Here is a 15,585-nt window from a genome sequence, read left to right as displayed (position 1 = left end):
CTCTACCACATGCAATCGGCGGGACTGCCGAGAGGATATGCGACCAGCCTGGCGAGAAAAGTGTGCGCTGGATAACACTTTTTTGCTCTGCCCGAATAGAAAGAACTTATGCGCCGCTTAGCCATATTTTTTTGCTATTGCACGACAGGGTTTCCCTCTTTTTCGTCTGAAAACAAAGCCGATATAGTCCAGAAAAGCGAGAAATCAGGCGCTCCGTCCCGGTGACGCCGTGGTATTCATCATTGAGGAAGTTCACATGACCATGAAAAGACGTACCACCATCGGGCTGGCACTGCTGCCGCTGCTGGCTATTTCGGCTGCTCATGCAGACATGATGGCGAACATCAAATCCAGCGGCGAGCTGAAGTGTGCGGTCTATTCGGACGTGCCGCCCTTCTCTTCCCCGGATCCGAAAACGCGTCAGCTGGCGGGCATGGATATCGATCTGTGCAACGCGCTGGCGAAGCAGATGAACGTCAAACTGACACTGGTGCCCACCTCGGTGGAAGCGCGTATTGCGGTGATTGCCACTGGCCGCGCCGACGTGCTGATCGCTAACCTTGCCTATACCAAAACCCGCGGCAACCAGATTCAGTTCAGCGATCCCTATTACGTCGCCAAAGAGATGCTGCTGGTGAAAGCACCATTGGCCGATAAGCCGCTGAGCTATTTCCAGGGCAAACGCATCAGCGCTACCAAAGGCACCACCTCTGAACAGTCGATCCACATTAAAGGCGGCAAAGCGGTGACCTTCCAGGATTCGGCCTCCGCATTCCTCGCACTGGAGCAGAACAAATCGGTCGGCTTCGTCACCAACACCATGACCGGCATCAAAACCATTTCGCAGGCGAAAAAAGACGGCATCAATCTGGCGATGATCAAAGAGCCGATGGCGCTGGAGCCGATTGGTGTTGGCATGAAGCGTGATGAACCGGCACTGCTGGCCAGCGTCAACAGCAGCCTGAAGGCGATGGACGATGACGGCACCATCGACAAAATCTGGGATACATGGATTGGGCCCAACACCGAATACAAAATGGTGCGCGAAGAGCGCGTACAGCCGCTCTCCAGTCTGAAATTTGAACCGCTGGAATAACCATGCCCGTGAAGTCGCACTCTGCACTCCCGCCCGCCAGCGCCCCCGCGCTGGCTTGCTCCTCTGATATTAAGCTCTCCACCATCGGCGCACGCGCGTGGTTGGTGGAAGCGCCGGGCGGTTTCGATCTCCCGGCGCAGCGGCGCATCTGGTCGCTGGCGCGCCTGCTGCATGCCGACGAAGCCATTGAAGCGCTGATCCCCGGCGTCACCAATCTGCTGGTGCTGTTCCGCCATATCCCAGCCGATGAAAACGCCGTGCGCATGCAGCTGCATGCTGCCTGGGATCAGGCGCAGGCGATCAGTCCGCAGGGCAAACTGATTGAAATCCCGGTGCATTACGGTGGTGAACACGCCACCGATCTCGAGGCGGTCTGTCGCCATACCGGCTTAAGCCCGCGCGACGTGGTGCGCCTGCATCATCAAAGTGAATACACCGTATTTGCGCTGGGCAGCGCGCCGGGCTTCGGTTATCTGCATGGGTTGGATCCGCTACTCGCAACGCCGCGCAAGAAAGTGCCGTCGCTCAGCATGCTGAAAGGCACCGTCACCATCGGCGGCGCGCAGGCGGGCGTCTCGGCGCTGACCGGCCCGAACGGCTGGAACGCGATTGGTTTTGCCGAGCTGGCGGTATTTGATCCGCTGGCCGCATCGCCCGCGCTGATGGCACCGGGCGATCGCATCCGTTTTCTGCCGCAGAGGATTGAGCTGTGATTGAGATCGAACAGAGCGGTGCGCTGAACACGGTGCAGGATTTAGGTCGCTTCAATTATCGCCACATGGGGGTGTCGGTGAGCGGCGCGATGGATCCGCTGGCGCTGCGTGCTGGTAATCTTCTGCTCGGCAACGACGAAAATGCAGCGGCGATTGAAGTGCAGCTGTTTCCGTTTCGCCTGCGTTTTTTGCAAAAAAGCAGCATCGCGGTGACCGGTGCCGATTGCCGCGCCACGCTGGATGGCACGCCGCTGCCGCCGTGGTGGGGCTGCAGCGTGCGGGCCGGGCAAGTGCTGGAACTGCGTTATCCACGCAGCGGCGCGCGTGGCTATGTGTGCATTGCGGGCGGCATCGATGTGCCGCTGGTGCTCGGCTCGCGCAGTACCGCGCTGCGCGGCGGCTTCGGCGGCGTTGAAGGACGTCCGCTACAGCGTGGTGATCGGCTGGCGCTCGGCGACAGTTGCAGCCCGGCACTTCCCCACAGCGGCATCGGCATCGAACCGCCAGACAGCGCATTACACGCCTGTTTTCCCCGCAACAGCGCCGGAGACATCCAGCTGCGTGCCATTCCCTCCGGCGAATACCCGCTGTTTGCCGCCGATGCCGCGCGTTTCTGGCAGCAGTCGTGGCAGGTATCGAATCAAAGCAATCGTACCGGCTATCGGCTTTCAGGCGATCCGATCTTCCCGTCAGAGACCGTTGAGATGCGATCGTACGGGCTAATCCCCGGCATTGTGCAGGTGCCGCCGGGCGGCGAACCGATCATCCAGCTGAGCGATGCCAACACCGCTGGCGGCTATCCGAAGATCGCGGGCGTGATCGAGCAGGATCTGTGGCGGCTGGGGCAAGTGCTGCCGGGCCAGTCGATCCAGCTGATCCAATGTGATGTGCGCGAAGCGATCGCCATCGAACAGGAAGTCACGCGCTGGCTGAGCCGCCTGCGCCTTAGCTGCCAGCCACTGCGTAAAGCGCTTACCGTTTAATCCGCACAAGGAACCAGACATGAAGATAGATGTGAATTCCGATATGGGTGAAGGCTTTGGCGTGTACCAGCTGTGCGATGACGCCGCGCTGATGAAAGTGGTGTCATCGGCTAATATCGCCTGCGGTTTCCACGCCGGCGATCCAGCGATCATGAGCAACATGGTGCGGCTGGCGAAGGCACATGGCGTGGGGATTGGTGCGCATCCTGGCTTGCCGGATCGTCAGGGTTTTGGCCGCCGCGAACTGCCGTTTAGCGCCGAAGAGATTTGCCAGCAAGTGGCCTATCAGCTCGGCGCGCTCACGGCGATTGCCCGCGCGGAAGGCACCTATGTTTGCCACTTCAGTTTCCACGCTGCGATGGGCAACATCGTCAACCGCGATGCCGCGCTGGCGCAACAGGTGATGGAATTGGTGGTGCGCATCAATAGCGATCTGATCATCTTCGCCCAGCCCGATACCATCATCGAAGCCGCCGCGCAGGCCGCTGGCCTGAAGACGCTGACGCTGTTTCTGGCGGATCGTGCCTATGACGCACAAGGCCGTTTAGTGCCGCGCGGCATTGCCGGTGCGGTGATCAAAGAGGAAGCCGCGTTGCGCGCCCGCGTGCGCCAGTTTTTGCAGCATGGCACGGTAACGACGATTGAAGGTGAAGAGATTGCGGTGCGTGCGCGCTCGATTCTGGTTCACAGCGACACGCCAGGTTCGCTGGCGCTCGCCACCATTGTGCGCAGCGAAATCGAAGCCTGCGGCCATCAGGTCGCCCCGGCCGCAGAGGTTATCGCGCAATAATAAGTTTTGTAGGGTCGCCATTTACGGCGACCGGGACATCAAACGCAACCACCACAAAACGCCGCTATACGATCGCATCCCGTCTCTAACCGCTCCATGCTCGTGGCATACGACAAGCGGATAAACGGGCTCATGCCATACGCCGCGCCCTGCACCGTCACCACGTGCTGCTCCTCAATCAGCGCCAGCACAAAATCGGCATCATTGGTGATCAACCGGCCACCGGCGCTGGTTTTGCCAATGTAGCCCGCGATATTCACAAACAGATAAAATGCGCCCTGCGGTTTATGGCAGCGCAGGCCGTCAATCGACGTCAAGCGCTCCAGCACGTAATCGCGGCGCTGACGATAGATGTGCGCGCGCTCCTGCAACAGATCCTGCGGGCCTTCCAGCACCGCCACCGCCGCGGCCTGGGTTAAGGTGCAAACGCCGCCGCTGTTCTGCGTATTCACGTTGCTCATTGCTTTGATCAACGGTGCCGGGCCGCCGCAGAAGCCCAAACGCCAGCCGGTCATGGAATAAGCTTTCGACACACCGTTCACCGTCAGCACGCGGTCATAGAGACGCGGCTCAACCTGCGCCAGCGTATAAAAGCGCACATCGTCGTAAATCAGGTGCTCGTAGATATCGTCGGTCATGATCCACACCTGCGGATGGCGCAACAGCACCTCGCCCAGCGCGTGCAGCTCCGCTTTGCTCGCCACCGAACCAGTGGGATTACTCGGATAGTTGAGCAGCAACCATTTGGTTTTGTCGGTGATGGCGGCGTCTAAATCAACAGGCAGCGGCTTGAAGCCGTTCTCCTGCGCACACGGCAGCGCCACCGGAACGCCACCGGCGAATTTGACGATATCGGCATAGCTGATCCACGACGGCGTTGGGATCACCACTTCATCGCCCGGATTAATGGTCGCGAGGATCGCGTTAAAGATGATCTGCTTAGCGCCGCCGGCGGTGAGGATCTGGCTGACGTCGTAATCGAGCTGATTATCGCGTTTGAACTTCAGCTGGATCGCCTTGCGCAGCGCTGGCGTGCCGTCGGTAGGCGGATAGCGCGTATCTCCGGCGCGCGCGGCGGCGTAAGCGGCTTCAATCGCGTGAGGTGGCGTAGGGAAATCGGGTTCACCGGTGGAAAGTGCTACCACATCAATACCCTGCGCGGCGAGATCGCGGGCCTTTTGGGTCATAGCAACAGAGGCAGAAACGGTGACATTCTTTAATCGATTGGCTATCTCGGGCATGGGTTTATCCTGGCTCAGTGTCAGCATGAACGGCTTGCAGCAAGCTGCAAACACGACGTTTACCAGAGGATAGGTTTTTGCCCGAAGCGGCAGTTAATAGTGCTTTGTTGTGGTGATATAACACAAAGCGATGACTGAACCGACCGCACACTTTCGCCATAAAGGTGGCGAGCCTGATGTGGAAATGCGCGGCAGGTCACGCGTCAGCGCCTGACGCAATGTTAATAGAGTGTTACTTTGAGTGCCGGTTAACAGCGCGCAACGCCCGTTTACTCACTCCCATCATCGCCAAATCTAATGAGTGAATCGCACCATACCAGTGCAAAGGTCGCTGTTTTACCCTCGCCGTCACGGCAACTGTCCAACTCAGCATCGGCCTTAGGAGGCACTGTGGCTCTACCCTCCTGTCTGAGTTCATTCGCGAAAGCTTATTTTGGCATCAACTTTGCTTGATACCCGCTATGCGTTCTGTTGGAGGAAGCGTTCATGAATCTTCGTCGCCTGAAGTACTTTGTTAAAATTGTTGATGTAGGCAGCCTGACCCAGGCCGCCGATATTTTGCATATTGCCCAGCCCGCGCTGAGCCAGCAGTTGGCTACGCTGGAAGGGGAAGTGAATCAGCAACTGCTCATTCGTACCAAGCGCGGCGTGACGCCGACCGAAGCCGGTAAAACGCTCTACTCCCACGCGCAGGCGATTTTGCGCCAGTGCGAACAGGCACAAAGTGCCATTGAGCTGGTTGGCGCATCGCTGAGCGGCAGCGTCTCAGTGGGCTTAGCGCCGGGCACCGCCGCACAAAACCTCGCGTTGCCGCTGATGATGGAAGTGCAGCAGCAGCATCCCGGCATCGTGCTCTACTTCAATGAAAACTTCGGCACCACGCTTAGCGAGCTGATTATGAATGGCCGCATGGATATGGCGGTAATTTACGATCACCGCACCATTCACGGCCTGCGCTTTATGCCGCTGATGAAAGAGGATCTCTACTTCGTCTGCCCGTTCAGCCTCGCGCAACCGGTGAAAGAGATCCCGCTGGCGCAGGTGGCGCAATACGATCTGTTCCTGCCGCGCGTTTACAACATCATGCGCAAAGTGCTCGACGATGCCTTCGTACACAACAATCTGCAGTACCGCGTGAAATGTGAGATCGAGTCACAAACCACGCTGAATGCCGCGCTCAGCGCCGGGCTCGGCACCACCATCATGCCGGAATCCGCCGCGCGCGCGATGCTGAAAAGCGGCGATGCGTGGATGGCGAAGATCGTCGATCCGGATGTGCAGGTGTCGCTGTCGTTCTGCATGTCGGATCACCTGCCGCTGTCACAGCCGGCCGAAGCGGTGAAATCGATCCTGCTGTCGCTGATGTCGCGCCGCAACGTTGAGAATCATCCACTGACCTTAGTGGGATAAGTCCCGCTTATTGCCGCAAAGCGAAACCCTCTTACTGCCCGTATTGCGAACGCGCTAGATTACGATTTTGCCCGCTCAGGCGGGCGTGTTTCGCTTTGACGGGAATTCCATGGATAAAACCGCAATACCGCTGCCGACGCTGCGCGCGCTGGCACGCAAGATGCAATCCTCCGGGCTGAACAGTCTGGCGCTCGATGGCAAGCACTGGTCGGTGCGGTTGACCTTCGCCGCCACGCCAGCCACGCCCGCGCCTGCCACGGTTCCCGCCGCTGAAATCCCCTCCATCACACAACGCATTGGCGCACCGATGCCCGGCACGCTGCTGCGCCGCCATCCGCATAGCCAGCAGGATTTTGTCGCGCCCGGCCAGCAGATCACGGCCGGTGAAGTGGTGGCGCTGGTGCAGGTTGGCCCGCTGTATGTGCCGGTGATCAGCCCGGATGGCGGCACGGTGCAGTCGTTCGCGGCAGAGCATTTGTCTGCGGTGGAGTATGACGAGGACGTGTTGACGTTTCGGTCGCCATAAATGGCGGGCGAACGGGGTTATAAGGGGCGCTTATTGCCTCAAAATTTTTATGTCTTATGCCCTTGCGGCATAACTGCATACAGTCAAAAGACGCCATAACGAGGAGAGGCAGATGCCATTTTCAGATTACAAAACCGCGCTGGTAACCGGCGCATCCGCGGGAATGGGCGAAGCGATCGTTGAACGCTTGTGCAAAGAGGGCATCACCGTGCACGCGGTGGCGCGCCGTAAAGAGCAGCTGGCGGCGCTGGCCGATCGTACCGGCTGTATTCCGCATGCGGTGGATGTCAGCGACGTCAACGCGCTGACCGCGCTGTGCAAAGATCTCGAAATCGACATTCTGGTCAACAACGCAGGCCTGTCGCATCCGGGATCGATCCTTGATGCCGACGAGAACGTGATTGAAACCCAGGTCGACGTCAATCTGCGCGCGGTGCTGCATCTATGCCGCTTGCTGGTGCCGGGCATGGTGAAACGCGATCGCGGCCACGTCTTCAACATCACCTCGATTGCTGCCATCTACAACTTCAACGGCAACTCGGTGTATCACGCCACCAAAGCCGGTGTGCATGCCCTTTCGCGCCAGCTGCGCGTCGATTGCTACGGCGCACGCGTGCGCATCACCGAAATCTGTCCGGGCCGCGTCGCCACCGATATCTTCGGCAACGTGTCGGGCGATCACGAAGAGGCGCGCCGCCGCTTCATTGATGGCTTTGAACTGCCGCAGGCCAAAGATATCGCCGACTGCGTCGCCTTCGCGCTCGCGGCACCGCTGGCGGTGAATATTGGCAACATCGAAATCACCCCAACGCTGCAGGTGCCGGGTGGTCTTTCCACTATGCGACCGGGCGACCACAGCGCGTAATTTGCGACCATGAGGTAACAGAATGGCTCTCGATTTCAGCAGTGTGATAACCGGCCAGTACGGCCAGATGATCGTTGACGGAACGGTGATCACCCTTGAACTGGCGTTGGGTGCCTGGCTGCTGGCAATGGTGCTGGCGCTGCTTTTGGTGGTGATCCGCCTGACTGAAAACCGCATCGCGGTCGGGCTGGTCAAAGCCTATGTCTCTTATCACCGCAATGTGCCGACGCTGATCCAGTTGATGATGTGGTACTTCGCCATTCCCACGCTGCTGCCAGAGGCGCTGCAGATGTGGATCAACAACTACAACGCCGAGTTCCTGTTCTCCCTCACCGCGCTGGGTCTGTGTCAGGCGGCGTACTTCTCCGAAGATATCCGCAGCGGCCTGCGCGCCATTCCCGACGGCCAGAACGAAGCCGCGCGCGCACTCGGCATGAGCTACGTGCGCGCCATGCGCGGCGTGATTCTGCCACAGGGCATTCGCAACGCGCTGCCCGCGATGATCAATCACACGGTGCTGCTGTTTAAAAACACCAGCCTGGCGATGGTGATTGGCGTGGCGGATCTGACCTATGTGACGCGTGATATTGAGAACCAAACGTTCCGTACCTTCGAATCCTACATCGTGGCGACCGTGGGCTATCTGTTCTTCTCCCTGCTGCTGATGGGCCTTGGCGCACTGCTGGCCCGCCGCTTCCAGCGCGTCTATGCGAGGTAATGGCGATGTTTGAGATTTTCACCATTTTGCATGACAACGGCATGCTGCTGTTGATGGGGCAATACCCGAACGGTCCGATTGGCGGCGTGCTCTGTACGCTGCTGATCTCGGTGCTGGCGGTGCTGCTGGCGTTTCCGATTGGTGTGCTGCTGGGCCTGGCGCGTCTGTCGCCGTGGCGCTGGCTGAGCTGGCCCGCCACCGGCTGGGTTTACCTGCTGCGCGGCATCCCGCTGATGATGGTGGTGTTCTGGACCTACTTCTGCGTGCCGCTGCTGATTGGCCACAACATCAGCGGTTTCGCCACCATGCTGTGTACGCTGGTGATCTATGAGAGTGCCTATATCGCCGAGATTGTGCGCGGTGGCATTCAGGCGCTGCCGCACGGCCAATACGAAGCCTCACGCGCGCTGGGCATGAGCCACCTGAAAACCCTGCGTCTGGTGATTCTGCCGCAGGCGCTGTTTAACACCTTGCCGAGCCTGGTTAGCCAACTGGTGTCAATCATCAAAGACAGTACGCTCGGCTACGTGATTAACGTGCCGGAGCTGACCTTTGCCGCCAATCAGGTGAGTAATCAGCTGCTGACCAAACCGTTCCAGGTGTTCGCCATTGTGGCGCTGAGTTACTACATCATCTGCTTCAGCCTTACCTGGCTGGCCAATAAACTCGAAGCGCACATTGCGCAGAAACGTCGTCAACCGCCGCTGCCAACGCCCAGCGTGGCGCCCGCGGTGATGCTGACTAAAACCTCTTCGCAATAAGGAAACCGCATGGGACCGATGATCATGTTTAATCAGGTTAACAAATGGTACGGCGCGTATCAGGCGCTGACCAACCTGAGCGCCGAGATTAATCCCGGTGAAGTGGTGGTGGTGTGCGGCCCGTCCGGCTCGGGCAAATCGACGCTGATTCGCACCGTTAACCGCTTAGAGCCAATTGATGACGGCCAGATCGTGTTTGATGGCACCGATATTCACGGCAGCAGCACGCGCCTCAATCAACTTCGCACGCGCATCGGCTTTGTGTTTCAGAGCTTCAACCTGTTCCCGCATGTGTCGGTAGCCGAAAACATCATGATGTCACCGATGAAAGTGCTGGGCGTGAAGCGCAGCGAAGCGCGTCGTCAGGCCGGTGAATTGCTGGAACGCGTCGGTTTAGCGCATAAAGCCGATGCCTATCCGGCGCAGCTGTCTGGCGGCCAGCAGCAGCGCGTGGCGATTGCCCGTGCGCTGGCGATGAAGCCGCCGGTGATGCTGTTCGATGAACCGACTTCGGCGCTCGATCCAGAGATGGTCGGCGAAGTGTTGTCGGTGATGCGCGGTCTGGCGCAGGAAGGAATGACCATGATGTGCGTCACCCACGAGATGAACTTTGCCCGTGAAGTGGCGGATACCATCTGGTTTATGGATCAGGGACAGATTCTGGAAAAATCACAGCCGGAACAGTTCTTCACCCAACCGCAACACCCACGCGCACAGCGCTTCCTCAGCGATTTGCGTTCACACTGAATTTCAGGTCGCCATAAATGGCGACCTTGCCAACTACCGCACCTATCTTAACAATCCACCCACACCGCTCCCGCATCGGCAGATTTCACGCACTGCTCCACCCAACGCACGCCCATCAAACCGGCATGCGCGCCTGGATACCAGAAGTCTTTGAGGAACGCCCGATCGCCACGATCGGTGGCATCCATTGCCAGCGCAAAACGGCGATAAAGATTGGACCAGGCTTCAAACAATCCTTCCGGATGCCCGCCGCCGATGCGATCGTCAGCCAGCGCGCTTTGATGCAGATAACCCATGCCGCGCTCAAGAATCTGCACCGGCTCGCCCTGCACTTCATAGCGCAGCTGATTCGGCTGTTCGTCCCACCACTCCAGGCTGGCTTTTTCGCCGATCACCCGCACTTTCTGGCCGTGCATCGAACCGCAGTTCACCGCCGATGCCCACATGGTGCCGACCGCGCCGTTGTCGTACTCCATCATCACGAAGGCGTTATCCTCCAGCGGCGCACGGGTTTTGACAAAGCTCTGGCGGCTGCACAGCAGGCGTTTCACCTGCAGATGCGGCACCATGGTTTCAGCGATAAACAGCGGATGCGTCGCCAAATCGCCCAGCACATAGCTCGGCCCGACGAAGCGCGGATCGACGCGCCATTTGGTGCTTTCGTTCTGCAATTCCACCGCTTGGTTATGGAAGCCGTGTGCGAACTGCATGTTGATGATGCGGATCTCGCCCAGCAAACCTTCCGCAATCATCTCGCGCGCCTGATGAATCAACTGATGGCCGGCATAACCGTAGGTCACGCCGATGATTTTCTTCTTCTCGGCGCACAGCTGTTCCAGCTCATCGGCTTCAACGGCGGTGAAACACAGTGGCTTTTCGCACACCACATGCAAACCCGCATTGAGCGCGGCGCGGCAGATGGTGAAGTGCGTGTTGTTAGGCGTGGCGATCGACACCGCTTCAATGCCGTCCGGACGCGCCGCTTCTGCCGCAAACATCGTTTCGTAATCCGCATAGCAGCGTTCGGCGTCAATCCCCAGCGAGGTGCCAAAGGCGCGGCCACGCTCGGCGTTGATATCGAACGCGCCCGCCAGCAGCGTAAAGTTGTTGTCACGTGTGGCCGCCGAACGATGAATATACCCAATCTGGCTGGTGCCGCCGCCGCCAACCATGCCCCAGCGCAGCGAGCGATCCAAAGCCTTAATGCCGTTGATCATGTTGTTCTCCTCAGAATCCGACCGATTGCAAATAGTGCAGGCTGGCGGTGACGTCACGCAGGCTGGTGTCGGCATCGCGCGGATCGCGCTCCTGCTCGACGGTGATCCAGCCCTGATAATTGCGCTCTGCCAGGAAGGCGCGCACCGCCGGATAATCAATTGCCCCTTTGCCAATCGGGCACATCACGCCTTCTGCACAGGCAGCGAAGAAATCGACGCCGCGTGCAATCACGTCGCGCCATACCCCATCGTTAACGTCTTTGAAGTGCAGATAATCAATGCGATCCCAGTAGCGGCTGAGGTAAGGAATCGGATCCATGCCGGAGTAGTACAAGTGTCCAGTGTCGAGGCACAAACCGGCAACCTCGTGCGGGATGTCTTCCACCAGCTGTTGCAGCTCGTCGGCAAACTCAATGCAGCCGCCGGCATGCGGATGGATCACCGCGCGCACGCCGTATTCGTTCCAGGCAATCTGGCTCAGCGTGGTGATGTGCTGCATCATGCGCTGCCACTCCTCATCTGACAGGCGCGGCGCCTTGGCGGATTGACCGGCATATTTGGCGCGTTCTGGATTACCGAAGTCGATAATGACCAGATAAGGCGCAGGTTTGTTATCCGCATGGGTTTTGCTGGCGGTTGGCACCAAAGACAAGTTGCGACAGATGTTGTGCGTCAGCTCAACCATCGCCGGGAAATTGGCTTCGCTCACCAAATTATCAAAAATGGTGCCCGCCACCAGCGACAGGTCGTGCGCTTCCAGCTGCTGACGCAGTTCGGCAGGTTCAACCGGCAGATAGGTCCACGGGCCCAGCTCAATGCTTTTATAACCGGCCTGCGACGCTTCACTCAGGACTTTCTGCCACGGCGGCAGGAAAGGATTTTTCGGGTCATCAACGCCCCAGCTACAGGGCGCGTTAGCAATATGAATAGTCATGATCGTTCCTTGCGGTAGTGGATAGCGCAAGTATCAAATAAATATTTCATCACCAACAACCATGAAACATTCATTTTTTGATAGCGATCATAGTATTTCGCATCATTAAAATGATAGAAAAAATATCAAAACCAGCAATGACGCGCTTTACAGGTTTTCACGCGTGACGATATCGAACGGCAGGATGATCTGAGTGAAATGATCGCCCGGTTCGGCATGATGCTGCTGCACCATCTGCGCCAGACGCATGGCCATTTCGTCGATGCGGTTGCGGATCATCACCGTGATAGTGCCATCAATCAGCGCTAGCTCGCCCTCTTTCACCGGACCATGACAAATCAACGCCACCTTGCGCTGCGGCTGCTGGCGCAACGCGTGAATCACGCCCTCAATGCCGCCGCACGGCGCGAAGATCAGCGCCAAATCGGCATGTTCTTCCAGTAACTGACGCGTGGAACGGTAGCCGCCATCAATCGATTCATTGGTCTTCAGCGGCTCCAGCACGCGCCGCGCGCTGTCCTGTTCGCGCAGATAGGAGCGGAAACTGATCTCATTACTCTCCTGACAGATAAAGCGATGGTCGCCCACCAGCACGCCGACCGAGCCCGGCTGATGCAGCAGATGGGTGGCAATCCACGCGGCAGTGCGCCCGGCTTTCTGGTTATCCAGGCCGACATAACCGGCGTGGCCGCACGGTGAAAAGTTGGAAAACAGCGCATAAACCCGCACGCCCTGACGCGATATGTTTTCTATCGCATGGCGAATCAGCGGGTGATCCAGCGCGACCAGGCCAATGGCATCCACCTGCTCGGCCAGCGCATACAGCGAGGCCACCACCGCTTCCACATCATCGATGTCGTGCCAGGTAAACAGCGGTTCGCTGCCTGCCGGATGAAACGGCTGCGTATGCTGGCGCAGCGCATCAGTGAGGGAATGATAGAACGAGTAGGATTTTGACAGCAGGATAAAGCCCATGCGCAGCGTTACGCTCGAGGCGTGCGCGATGCCGCTCAGCAGTGGCACATTGCCGATGCGATAACCGAGGCGATTGGCTGCTTCCAGCACCTTCTGTTCAGTGGCGGCGCGCACCGGCGCACGACGGTTCAATACGCGATCGACTGTCGCCACGCCAACACCGGCAGCGGCGGCAATCGCGGTCATGGTGATTTTACTCATACGCTATTTCCGGATTAAAAATGATAATAAATTATCAAAAATAATGCCCTAACCCGCTAAAAATCACCAATCCTCAAACGCAGAAATCATCATTAAACGGCATCGGGTGATAGAGAATCTCTCAGTATTTTGATCGCCCTCGCAAAAACGGAATAACCCATTTCATTTCCATACCATTCAGAATAAATGTTTGATATTTATTGGCGCATTAAAGGCGGTTTAGGCTGATGGTTTCGCATCAGAAAAAGTGATGAAGCATGGAAAAAGATCCGTATGGTCATCATCAAAGTCCACACCGCTTAACGCTTAGGAGAAAACAATGAAAATCGCTTTTGATGTGGATGTAATCAGGGATCTTGGCATTACGCGCATGGTGCATCAGGTGGCGGAATGGGGCTACAAGTACATCGAGCAGTCGCCGCACCCGCAGATCAATCCGTTCTATAAACATCCGAAAGCCAGCCGTGAAATCATGCGCGAATACAAAAATGCGCTGAATGCCACCGGGCTGGAAATCTCCTCATTCATTACCGTTTATCGCTGGTCTGGCCCGGATGAACTGCGTCGTCAGGCGGCGGTGAAGAACTGGAAACGCATGATCGAGATCGCCGTCGAAATGGGCGTGCAGGTGATCAACACCGAGCTGTCGGGCAATCCCAACGAGCCGGAAATTTGTGAAGAGATGTTCTATCGCTCGATGGAAGAGCTGCTGCCGATCATCGAACGTGAAGGTATCCGCGTCGAGATACAGGCGCACCCGTGGGATTTCTGCGAGCAGAACAACGAAACCGCAGACATTGTGAAGTCGTTCCGCAGCGAAAACGTCAAGTACATCTACAGCGCACCGCACACCTTCTACTACGACAAAGGCGTGGGCGATGTGAAGAACATGCTGCATTACGCCGGTGACGATCTGTCGCATATGCTGATCGCCGATACCATGAACCATACCAAACACTGCCGCTATATCGTTAACCCGCCTGGCGTGGATGCGACTATCCACCAGCATGTGGCGGTCGGTGAAGGCGAAGTGAATTTCGATGCGCTGTTTGAAGCGCTGCGCGAGATGAATTTCGCCAACCGTACCTTTAAGGTCGGCGGCGAGTCGATTATCTCGGCGGCGCTGTTTGGCTATCCGGAAAAGATGAAGTATCAGGCGGTGGAAACCCGTGAGCTGATTGAGCGTGAGCTGTTGGGTTAGTTAAGTGGGCGCTGATGCCCTCACCCTAGCCCTCTCCCACAGGGAGAGGGAACTAAACAGTCCCTTCTCCCGCTGGCGGGAGAAGGTTAGGATGAGGGCCCGCTCTGATGGAATGCACGCAACATGAAAGCAGTGACGCTGGCCGAGCTGGCAAAACAACTGGGCGTGGGTGTTGCCACGGTTGACCGGGTACTCAACGATCGCGGCGGCGTATCGCCCGCCATGAGCAAAAAAATCCTGCAGGCAGCGCGTGACGCCGGTTTGAAACGCATTCTGCCCGAGGAGCATCGCCATCCGTGGCAGATCGAAGTGCTGCTCAGCGGTAACGCCTCCTTCTTCTTCCAGCAACTCGCGCAAGATTTTGCCAAACTCGCCGACGAACTCGGTTATCGTCGCCTGCGTCTGCATCGCACGCTGATTCCGGAAAACGCGCCGGAAAAACTTGCCGCACACATTACCGCCAGCAGTAAAAAGATGGACGCGCTGATCGTCTTCGCCCATGAAAACCCGCTGATCTACGATGCGCTCGCCGCCTGTAAAGCGCGTGGCGTGCCGGTAATCACCCTGGTCGCCGATCTGCCCGATGCCGCGCGGCTGTGTCACGTCGGCATCGATCAATACAAAGCCGGACGCACCGCCGGTTTGATGCTCGGCAGCATGCTGTCGCAGCCGGGTGAAGTGGTGTTGATGAGCGGACGCGCCGATTACGCCGCGCATCGCCTGCGCATTGAGGGGTTTCAGGCGGTGCTGGCCGAACGCTTTCCGCAGCTGCGCCTGCGCGAGATTCTTGCCGGTCAGGATGAACGCGAACGCATCAGCCGTCTGCTAGAAAAAACGCTGGCTGCCTCGCCGCCGATTGTCGGGTTGTATAACACCGGCATTGGCAATACACAGGTGCACGAAGCGCTGGCGCGGCATCGTCTCGACGGCAAAGTGCTGTATGTCACGCACGAGTTGTACAGCACCACACGCAGGCTATTGCAGGATCGCGTGCTGACCTTAACCCTCGATCAAAACACCCTGCGCCATGCCCAGCTCGCGTTAACGCTGATGCTGCGGCATCTGGAAGAGGGCGAGATTCCCGATACTTATCAGCCCGGTAAAGTGGACTTTATGCTGTTTACGCAAGAGAACTTTACATAATCGGACTTTGCGTCGCACCGCCAGCGCGGTTAAATCGCCTGTATCACGCGCTGCTACACTCAGT

The 15,585-nt window shown here is 58.0% G+C and carries 16 protein-coding genes; 12 read left to right on the top strand and 4 right to left on the bottom strand.

All coding sequences use genetic code 11. From position 1 onward, the window contains the following. Positions 1-256 precede the first annotated feature (256 nt). The 4 genes from NQH49_RS02225 to NQH49_RS02210 are packed head-to-tail and all read left to right on the top strand — an operon-like array spanning position 257 to position 3,582. Complete coding sequence (locus NQH49_RS02225) at positions 257-1,096, top strand: transporter substrate-binding domain-containing protein (protein WP_061718305.1); 840 nt, start codon at positions 257-259, stop codon at positions 1,094-1,096. 2 nt (positions 1,097-1,098) lie between these two features. Further along, positions 1,099-1,809, top strand: a complete 711-nt coding sequence (gene pxpB, locus NQH49_RS02220) for a 5-oxoprolinase subunit PxpB (protein WP_256698231.1) — start codon at positions 1,099-1,101, stop codon at positions 1,807-1,809. After that, entirely contained in the window at positions 1,806-2,792 is a 987-nt protein-coding gene (locus tag NQH49_RS02215; RefSeq protein ID WP_256698230.1) for a 5-oxoprolinase subunit C family protein, read from the top strand. Before pxpB ends, NQH49_RS02215 begins: the two co-directional genes overlap by 4 nt. A gap of 19 nt (positions 2,793-2,811) precedes the next feature. Further along, a complete protein-coding gene (locus NQH49_RS02210) occupies positions 2,812-3,582 on the top strand; it encodes a 5-oxoprolinase subunit PxpA (protein ID WP_256698228.1) in 771 nt (256 codons plus the stop codon). A 38-nt stretch (positions 3,583-3,620) separates the two neighbouring features. Here the strand turns inward: NQH49_RS02210 and NQH49_RS02205 are convergent, their stop codons facing one another. Beyond that, positions 3,621-4,823 carry a pyridoxal phosphate-dependent aminotransferase gene (locus NQH49_RS02205; RefSeq protein WP_256698227.1) on the bottom strand — a complete coding sequence of 401 codons (1,203 nt, stop codon included), beginning with the start codon at positions 4,821-4,823 and terminating at the stop codon, positions 3,621-3,623. A 486-nt stretch (positions 4,824-5,309) separates the two neighbouring features. Here NQH49_RS02205 and nac point away from each other — a divergent pair, with 486 nt between their 5' ends. The 6 genes from nac (at position 5,310) to NQH49_RS02175 (ending at position 9,850) form a co-directional block, all read left to right on the top strand. After that, positions 5,310-6,233: a nitrogen assimilation transcriptional regulator NAC gene (gene nac, locus NQH49_RS02200; protein ID WP_049851333.1), complete on the top strand. Its 924-nt coding sequence runs from the start codon at positions 5,310-5,312 to the stop codon at positions 6,231-6,233. A 109-nt stretch (positions 6,234-6,342) separates the two neighbouring features. Next, positions 6,343-6,759 carry a biotin/lipoyl-containing protein gene (locus NQH49_RS02195; RefSeq protein ID WP_256698226.1) on the top strand — a complete coding sequence of 139 codons (417 nt, stop codon included), beginning with the start codon at positions 6,343-6,345 and terminating at the stop codon, positions 6,757-6,759. Positions 6,760-6,871: 112 nt separating this feature from the next. After that, a complete protein-coding gene (locus NQH49_RS02190) occupies positions 6,872-7,624 on the top strand; it encodes an SDR family oxidoreductase (RefSeq protein ID WP_008106954.1) in 753 nt (250 codons plus the stop codon). A gap of 22 nt (positions 7,625-7,646) precedes the next feature. Further along, positions 7,647-8,342, top strand: coding sequence for an amino acid ABC transporter permease (locus NQH49_RS02185; protein ID WP_154154570.1), 696 nt, complete (start codon positions 7,647-7,649; stop codon positions 8,340-8,342). A gap of 5 nt (positions 8,343-8,347) precedes the next feature. Next, a complete protein-coding gene (locus NQH49_RS02180) occupies positions 8,348-9,103 on the top strand; it encodes an amino acid ABC transporter permease (RefSeq protein WP_256698224.1) in 756 nt (251 codons plus the stop codon). A gap of 9 nt (positions 9,104-9,112) precedes the next feature. Beyond that, the gene (locus NQH49_RS02175) at positions 9,113-9,850 is read left to right on the top strand and encodes an amino acid ABC transporter ATP-binding protein (protein ID WP_008106948.1); all 738 of its coding nucleotides are present in this window, start codon (positions 9,113-9,115) and stop codon (positions 9,848-9,850) included. 47 nt (positions 9,851-9,897) lie between these two features. On the opposite strand, the gene NQH49_RS02170 is transcribed toward NQH49_RS02175, so the two are convergent. The 3 genes from NQH49_RS02170 to NQH49_RS02160 all read right to left on the bottom strand — a co-directional run bounded on the left by NQH49_RS02170 (position 9,898) and on the right by NQH49_RS02160 (position 13,177). Next, positions 9,898-11,067 (bottom strand): Gfo/Idh/MocA family protein, encoded by a 1,170-nt coding sequence (locus NQH49_RS02170; protein ID WP_256698223.1) that lies wholly within the window; start codon positions 11,065-11,067, stop codon positions 9,898-9,900. 10 nt (positions 11,068-11,077) lie between these two features. After that, on the bottom strand, positions 11,078-12,001 hold the full coding sequence (locus NQH49_RS02165) for a TIM barrel protein (protein WP_256698222.1): 924 nt from the start codon (positions 11,999-12,001) through the stop codon (positions 11,078-11,080). A gap of 147 nt (positions 12,002-12,148) precedes the next feature. Then, positions 12,149-13,177: a LacI family DNA-binding transcriptional regulator gene (locus tag NQH49_RS02160; RefSeq protein ID WP_256698221.1), complete on the bottom strand. Its 1,029-nt coding sequence runs from the start codon at positions 13,175-13,177 to the stop codon at positions 12,149-12,151. A 319-nt stretch (positions 13,178-13,496) separates the two neighbouring features. On the opposite strand from NQH49_RS02160, the gene NQH49_RS02155 reads away from it, so the two are divergent. Both NQH49_RS02155 and NQH49_RS02150 read left to right on the top strand, forming a co-directional pair. Further along, positions 13,497-14,378 carry a sugar phosphate isomerase/epimerase family protein gene (locus NQH49_RS02155; protein ID WP_256698220.1) on the top strand — a complete coding sequence of 294 codons (882 nt, stop codon included), beginning with the start codon at positions 13,497-13,499 and terminating at the stop codon, positions 14,376-14,378. Positions 14,379-14,501: 123 nt separating this feature from the next. Next, positions 14,502-15,521, top strand: a complete 1,020-nt coding sequence (locus NQH49_RS02150) for a LacI family DNA-binding transcriptional regulator (protein ID WP_008106937.1) — start codon at positions 14,502-14,504, stop codon at positions 15,519-15,521. The last annotated feature ends 64 nt before the right edge of the window (positions 15,522-15,585 follow it).

The organism is Pantoea trifolii (assembly GCF_024506435.1).
Taxonomy (GTDB): domain Bacteria; phylum Pseudomonadota; class Gammaproteobacteria; order Enterobacterales; family Enterobacteriaceae; genus Pantoea; species Pantoea trifolii.
The sequence above is the reverse complement of the archived record's forward strand: the minus strand, read 5'-3'. Positions and strand labels throughout refer to the sequence as shown.

Coding starts and splice junctions, on each gene's coding strand:
- NQH49_RS02190 (WP_008106954.1), top strand. CDS start 6,872: ATGCCATTTTCAGATTACAAAACCGCGCTGGTAACCGGCGCATCCGCG.
- NQH49_RS02195 (WP_256698226.1), top strand. CDS start 6,343: ATGGATAAAACCGCAATACCGCTGCCGACGCTGCGCGCGCTGGCACGC.
- NQH49_RS02210 (WP_256698228.1), top strand. CDS start 2,812: ATGAAGATAGATGTGAATTCCGATATGGGTGAAGGCTTTGGCGTGTAC.
- NQH49_RS02155 (WP_256698220.1), top strand. CDS start 13,497: ATGAAAATCGCTTTTGATGTGGATGTAATCAGGGATCTTGGCATTACG.
- NQH49_RS02185 (WP_154154570.1), top strand. CDS start 7,647: ATGGCTCTCGATTTCAGCAGTGTGATAACCGGCCAGTACGGCCAGATG.
- NQH49_RS02165 (WP_256698222.1), bottom strand. CDS start 12,001: ATGACTATTCATATTGCTAACGCGCCCTGTAGCTGGGGCGTTGATGAC.
- NQH49_RS02170 (WP_256698223.1), bottom strand. CDS start 11,067: ATGATCAACGGCATTAAGGCTTTGGATCGCTCGCTGCGCTGGGGCATG.
- NQH49_RS02180 (WP_256698224.1), top strand. CDS start 8,348: ATGTTTGAGATTTTCACCATTTTGCATGACAACGGCATGCTGCTGTTG.
- NQH49_RS02205 (WP_256698227.1), bottom strand. CDS start 4,823: ATGCCCGAGATAGCCAATCGATTAAAGAATGTCACCGTTTCTGCCTCT.
- pxpB (WP_256698231.1), top strand. CDS start 1,099: ATGCCCGTGAAGTCGCACTCTGCACTCCCGCCCGCCAGCGCCCCCGCG.
- nac (WP_049851333.1), top strand. CDS start 5,310: ATGAATCTTCGTCGCCTGAAGTACTTTGTTAAAATTGTTGATGTAGGC.
- NQH49_RS02175 (WP_008106948.1), top strand. CDS start 9,113: ATGGGACCGATGATCATGTTTAATCAGGTTAACAAATGGTACGGCGCG.
- NQH49_RS02160 (WP_256698221.1), bottom strand. CDS start 13,177: ATGAGTAAAATCACCATGACCGCGATTGCCGCCGCTGCCGGTGTTGGC.
- NQH49_RS02225 (WP_061718305.1), top strand. CDS start 257: ATGACCATGAAAAGACGTACCACCATCGGGCTGGCACTGCTGCCGCTG.
- NQH49_RS02150 (WP_008106937.1), top strand. CDS start 14,502: ATGAAAGCAGTGACGCTGGCCGAGCTGGCAAAACAACTGGGCGTGGGT.